The 6,198-nt window shown below is 69.3% G+C and carries 6 protein-coding genes; 4 read left to right on the plus strand and 2 right to left on the minus strand.

The features are described from left to right. The coding region (locus RMN84_RS10725) for a glutamate-5-semialdehyde dehydrogenase (RefSeq protein WP_309612163.1) at window positions 1-1,148 on the minus strand (1,148 nt) is incomplete at its 3' end. Further along, window positions 1,145-2,287 (minus strand): glutamate 5-kinase, encoded by a 1,143-nt coding sequence (gene proB, locus RMN84_RS10730; RefSeq protein WP_309612164.1) that lies wholly within the window; start codon window positions 2,285-2,287, stop codon window positions 1,145-1,147. The genes RMN84_RS10725 and proB, both read right to left, overlap by 4 nt. 305 nt (window positions 2,288-2,592) lie before the next feature. Here proB and RMN84_RS10735 point away from each other — a divergent pair, with 305 nt between their 5' ends. From RMN84_RS10735 to RMN84_RS10750, 4 genes are all read left to right on the plus strand, one after another. Next, entirely contained in the window at window positions 2,593-3,249 is a 657-nt protein-coding gene (locus RMN84_RS10735) for a chorismate mutase (RefSeq protein WP_309612165.1), read from the plus strand. Beyond that, window positions 3,246-4,526 carry a 3-deoxy-7-phosphoheptulonate synthase class II gene (locus tag RMN84_RS10740; RefSeq protein WP_309612166.1) on the plus strand — a complete coding sequence of 427 codons (1,281 nt, stop codon included), beginning with the start codon at window positions 3,246-3,248 and terminating at the stop codon, window positions 4,524-4,526. The genes RMN84_RS10735 and RMN84_RS10740 overlap by 4 nt, the downstream gene beginning before the upstream one ends. Next, complete coding sequence (gene aroA, locus RMN84_RS10745) at window positions 4,523-5,836, plus strand: 3-phosphoshikimate 1-carboxyvinyltransferase (RefSeq protein ID WP_309612167.1); 1,314 nt, start codon at window positions 4,523-4,525, stop codon at window positions 5,834-5,836. Before RMN84_RS10740 ends, aroA begins: the two co-directional genes overlap by 4 nt. After that, a partial coding sequence (locus RMN84_RS10750) for a prephenate dehydratase domain-containing protein (RefSeq protein WP_309612168.1) occupies window positions 5,833-6,198 on the plus strand: 366 nt, incomplete at its 3' end. The genes aroA and RMN84_RS10750, both read left to right, overlap by 4 nt.

Consider the following 6,198-nt stretch of genomic DNA (forward strand, 5'->3'; position numbering starts at 1 on the left):
TTGCCGGTGGCAATGCCGATCTCGCCACCGAACCCGAATTCACCGCCGTCGGCATATTGGGTCGAGGCGTTGACCATGACGATCGCGCTGTCGACCCGGTCCAAGAACTGCTCGGCGATGGCGGGGTCGCTGGCGATGATCGCGTCGGTATGGCCGGTGCCATAGGTGGCGATATGATCGATTGCTTCGTCGAGCCCGGTAACGGTGCGGACGGCGAGGATTGGGGCGAGATATTCGGTCGACCAGTCTGCTTCGGTCGCAGGGACCATCTGGGCGATCCGGCCGCTCTCTTCGTCACCGCGCAATTCGCAGCCGGGCAGGGTATCGGCGAGGCGCGGGAGCAGGGCAGGGGCGATGGCGCGGTCGACGAGCAGCGTCTCGGTTGATCCGCATACGCTGGTCCGGCGCAACTTGGCGTTGGCGACAATGGCCAGCGCCATTTCGAGGTCGGCCGAGGCGTGGACATAGCTGTGGCAGATGCCCTCGAGATGGCCGAGCGTGGCGACGCGCGCTTCGTTCGAGACGCGCTCGACCAAGGCCTTGCCGCCGCGCGGGATGATCAGGTCGATGGTGCCGCCAAGCCCGCCGAGCAGCAGGCCGACCGCAGCGCGGTCGGCGGTCGGCACAAGCTGGACGCAGTCGGCGGGAAGACCGGCCTCAACGATCCCCTCGACCAGCGCGGCGTGGATGGCGAGACAGCTGGCGAGCGAGTCCGAACCAGGGCGCAGGATCACGGCGTTGGCCGACCGCAGGCAGATGGCGGCGGCGTCGGCGGTGACGTTGGGACGGCTCTCGTAGATCATGCCGATCACGCCGATGGGGGTGCGGACGCGCGAAATGTCGAGGCCGTTGGGGCGGGTCCAGCGCGCCATTTCCTGGCCGACGACATCGGGCAGCGCGGCCATTTCCTCCATCGCGAGTGCGATCGCCGCGACCCGGCCTTCGTCGAGGCGCAGCCGGTCGATGAGGGTGGTCGCGGCGGCGACGTCATTTGCGTTAGCAGCCAGGATGGCTGGGGCGTGGCGGCGGATGGCGGCGGCGGCGGCACCGATGGCGGCGCTGCGCTGTTCGACCGGCGCGGTGCGCAGGATCGCGGCGGCAGCGCGGGCGCGCTGGCCCATCGCCGTCATCTCGGCGGCGAGCTTCACAGCATCACCAGATCGTCGCGGTGGATCAATTCGTCGGGGCCGGCGTAGCCGAGGCGGGCGGCGATTTCGGCACTACCCCGGCCAAGGATCAGGCGCGCTTCGGCGGCACTGTAAGCGGCGATGCCGCGCGCAACCTCGATCCCCTCGAGGTCGAGCACACGCAGGCAGGTGCCGCGTTCGAACTCGCCATCGATTGCGGTAACTCCACCGGGTAGCAGGCTCTTGCCGCCAGCCAGCGCACGCTGCGCCCCGGCGTCGATCGTGACGGTTCCGCCCGGCGCGAGCGTGCCCGCGATCCAGCTTTTGTACGCGCGGCCGGGAACGCCGGTGGCGGCGACGAAGGTGGCGGGTCCGCCCTCGGCCAGGCGTCGCAGCGGGTGATCGCCATGACCGTTGGAAATGATCGTCGCGCAGCCCGCACCGCTGGCGATGCGCGCCGCCTGCAGCTTGGTGCGCATGCCGCCGGTGCCGACGCCGGCGGTGCCGCTGCCGCCTGCCGCCGCCTCGATCTCGCTGGTGATGGTCGGGACATAGTCGATCAGCGTCGCCTGCTTGTTGCGCGACGGATCGGCGGTGAACAGGCCGTCGACGTCGGACAGCAAGACCAGCACGTCGCTCCGCACCAGCTGGGCGACGCGGGCCGAGAGGCGGTCGTTGTCGCCATAGCGCAGCTCGTCGGTCGCGACGCTGTCATTCTCGTTGATCACCGGCAAGCCACCCTGCGCGAGCAAGACGTCGAGCGTGGCGCGGGCGTTGAGCGAGCGCTGGCGTTGCTCGGTATCGTCAATCGTCAGGAGGAGTTGCGCGGTCGGGATCCCGTGGGGGGCGACAGCGCGCTCCCATGCCTGCATCAGCAACGCCTGGCCGGCGGCGGCGGCGGCCTGCTTATAGTCGAGCCGGTTGGATTTTTTGAGGCCGAGGTGCGCCCGACCAAGCGCCACTGCTCCAGAGGACACCACTACGACCTGCTTGCCTGCTGCTCTGAGCGCGGCGATATCGTCGCCGATGCCGGCCAGCCAGTCGTGGCGCGCGCCGTCGTCGCCGATCAGCAGCGACGATCCGATCTTGAGCGTCACGCGGCGCGCGTTGGCGATGGCCTCCGCCGCCCGGGTCGCCTTGCTGTCGAGTGTTGCCGTCATTCGTCCGCCCTAATGTTTCGCACTGCGCTGCACAATCGGCGATCGCCAAATTGGGATCCCGTCTTGACAATGAAGGCATGGATGGCCAGCGACGAGAGCGACGCTGTGTCGCGTCGCCGAGGAGTCGATCATGCGCAAAGGACAGGAGCACATCAGCCCCCCGTCGCTGGCGTTCGGCCCTTATTTTCGCCTCTTTATGGGCCGGTTCGCCTGAGGGCGGCCGGACGACGATTTCCCATCATTGAGCCGGAGCGCCCCCATCGCCTATGATAGCGGCGGCGCGAGCGAGACAAGAAATGCCAATCATGACGACCCATTCCCAAACAGGCAGCGATCCGCGCCTGGCCGACGCACGCCGCGCGATCGACGCGCTCGACGATGAACTGCTCGCGCTGATCGAGCGGCGGTTCGCTTTGTCGGCCGACGTCGCGGCGCTGAAGCAGGCCGACGATGGTCACCTCAGGATCCGCCCGCTGCGCGAGGCCGAGGTGCTGGCGCTACTGACGGCTAAGGCAACGACCGCGACTCCGGCGCTGATCGCTCATGTGTGGCGCGAGCTGATGGCCCATAGCGTCCAGGCGCAGGTGCCGACGACGCTGGTGCTGCACGCGCCGGCGGCGGCGGTCAGCGGGCTGGGCGACCGGATGCGCGAGCGGTTCGGGCGTGCGGCGCCTTTGCTGCTCGCCGCAAGCCCGCGCGAGGCGCTCGACCGGGCGCGCGATGAACAGGCGATCGCGGCGATCGCGCTCGACGACAGTGGCTGGTGGACGCATTTGCCCGAGGAACCGGACCTGACCATCTTCGATCGGATCGGAAGTGGGCGCGAGCTGGTGCTGCTGGTCGGCCGGATCGCGCGCGCAGATGTCGCCGAGGGCTGCGGTGCGGACGTGTGCGAAAGCCCGAGCGGCGAGGTGCTGGCAACGCACGGCGGCTGGTCGCTGTGCCAGGAGGCGGCACGATGAGCTGGACCCCCGACAGCTGGCGCTCCTTCCCCGCGGCGCAGGCCCCGGCCTATCCCAACGCGGGCGCGCTGAGCCGCGTCGAACAGCGGCTGCGCGCGTCGCCGCCGCTGACCAAGGCGGTCGATACTCTGCACCTCAGGGCGCTGTTGGCCAAGGTCGCTGCGGGCAGGGGCTTCATCGTCCAGGGCGGCGATTGCGCCGAGAGCTTCGCCGAATTCGGTGCCGACAAGGTGCGGATGACGTTCAACCTGCTGCTGCAGATGGGGGCGATGATCGGCGCGCGCGGTGACCAGGAGGTGATCCATCTGGCGCGGATCGCCGGCCAGTTCGCCAAGCCGCGCTCCTCGCCTGACGAGACGGTCGAGGGCGTGACCTGGCCGAGCTATCGCGGCGATGCGGTCAATGGCCCGGCGTTCGACGAGAAAAGCCGGGTGCCCGACCCCAAGCGGCTGCTCGCGGCGCATCGCCAGGCGCAAGTGACGATCGAGCTGCTTGCGGCCTATTCCGCGGCCTCCTACGCCGATCTGCCAGCGATCCGCCGCGCGGCGCACGCCCGGCTCGGCCTGCGCGCCCCGGGCGGGAGCGACCGGCCGGTGGCGACGTTCACCAGCCATGAGGCGCTGCTGCTCAACTATGAGGAGGCGCTGACCCGGTTCGACCAGGCGAGCGAGAGCTGGCTGGCGACGTCGGGGCATATGATCTGGCTGGGCGATCGGACGCGGCAACTCGACGGGGCGCATGTCGAGTTCGCGCGGGGAGTCGGCAATGCTATCGGGATCAAGTGCGGACCAAGCCTGGCCGCCGACGACATGCTGCGGCTGATCGAGCGGATCGATCCGGAGAACAGGCCGGGGCGGCTGGTGCTGATCGGGCGGTTCGGCGCGGACAAGGTCGCCGAGCATCTGCCCGGACTGATGCGCGCGACGCGGCGCGAGGGGCGGCATGCGATCTGGTCGATCGACCCGATGCACGGCAATACGCAGAGCGTGGGCTCGCTGAAGACGCGGCTGCTGAGCCGGATCACGGCCGAGATCGGGACCTTTTTCGACGTCGCGCAGGCCGAGAGAGTGCATCCCGGCGGTGTGCATCTCGAGATGACCGGGGCCGACGTGACCGAATGCCTTGGCGGCAGCTTGCCGACGCATGAGGAGGATCTGCCGCGGCGGTATCTGACCCATTGCGACCCGCGGTTGAACGAGGGGCAGGCGATCGACGTGGCGGCGATGATAGCCGAGCGGATGGCCAGCGGGGCGCAGCGCTCGTCGGACGCGGCATGAGCGTGGCGACGCTCGACCGGGACCGGCTGACGGCGCGGGCGTCGGGACCGCTGGCGGGGGTGATCGACATACCGGGCGACAAGTCGATGTCGCACCGCGCGCTGATCCTGGGCGGGCTGGCGAAGGGCAAGACGCGGATCAGCGGGCTGCTCGAAGGCGACGACGTTCTGCGGACGGCGGCGGCGGTGGCGGCGCTCGGTGCTGAGGTCGAGCGGACAGGCGATGGCGAATGGAGCGTGGTCGGGGCCGAGTGGCGCTCCCCCGCCGGGCCGATTGATTGCGGCAATAGCGGCACTGGTGCGCGGCTGCTGATGGGCGCGGTCGCCGGATTGCCGATCGAGGTGACGTTCACCGGTGACGAGTCGCTCAGCCGCCGGCCGATGGGGCGCGTGCTCGACCCGCTGCGGACGATGGGCGCGCGGGTCGTTGCGGCCGAGGGCGGACGAATGCCGGTAACGATCAGCGGCGGCGCGCTCGGCGGCATTCGCTTCGTCAACGAAATGGCCTCGGCGCAGGTCAAGTCGGCGATCCTGCTCGCCGGACTGCGCGCGGACGGGGCGGTCGAGGTGATCGAGCCGATCGCGACCCGCGACCATAGCGAGAATATGCTGCGCGCGTTCGGCTGCGACGTCGAACGCGATGGCGAGTTGATCCGGCTGGGCGAGCGGCGGGCACTGACCGCGATCGATGTCGTGATCCCGGCGGATCCGTCGTCGGCAGCGTTCCCGCTGGTAGCAGCGCTGATTTGTTCGGGTTCTTATGTGACGGCGCGCGGGGTGATGCTGAACCCGTTGCGCACCGGACTGCTGACCACGCTGGCCGAGATGGGGGCCGAGATCGAACTGACCAACCGGCGTAGCGTCGGGGGCGAGGAGGTGGCCGACATCGTCGCTCGCGCCTCGCCGCTCCACGGAGTCGAGGTGCCGGCGTCGCGGTCGGCGAGCATGATCGACGAATATCCGATCCTCGCCGTCGCCGCCGCCTTTGCGCATGGCCGAAGCATAATGCACGGGCTGGCCGAACTGCGCGTCAAAGAAAGCGACCGGCTCGCCGCGATCATCGCCGGGCTGACCGCCTGCGGAGTCGAGGCGCGGGAGAAGGGCGACGGTCTGATCGTCGAAGGGACCGGCAGGCCGCCGCGCGGCGGGGCGACGATCAATGCCAACCACGATCACCGCATCGCGATGAGCTTCCTCGTGCTCGGGCTCGCCAGCACGCAGCCAGTCGGCGTCACCGGGGCCGAGACGATCGCGACGTCTTTTCCCGGGTTCACCGAGTTGATGTCGTCGCTTGGCGCGAGAATCGCGTGAGGATCGCCTATCAGGGCGTGCCCGGCGCGTTCAGCCACGAGGCCTGCCTGGCCTTCGCGCCCGACTGCGAGGCGCTGGCCGAGGGCACCTTTGCTGATGTCGTCACAGCAGTGCTCGACGGAATCGTGGATCGCGGGATCCTGCCGATGGCGAACAGCGCGGGGGGCGATGTGCCGGGCAATCGCGAACTGCTCGACGATCCGCAGCTCAAGATCGTCAAAAGCCAGCCGCTGCTGGTGCGGATGCACCTGATGGCGTTGCCGGGCGTGGCGATCGAAGACATTCGCACAGTCGTGTCGCACCCGATGGCGCTGAAGCAATGTGCGGCGCAGATCGCGGCGCTGCGCGTGGCGACCGAGGAA

Origin of the sequence: Sphingomonas sp., from assembly GCF_031380695.1 — a bacterium.
GTDB lineage: Bacteria > Pseudomonadota > Alphaproteobacteria > Sphingomonadales > Sphingomonadaceae > Sphingomicrobium.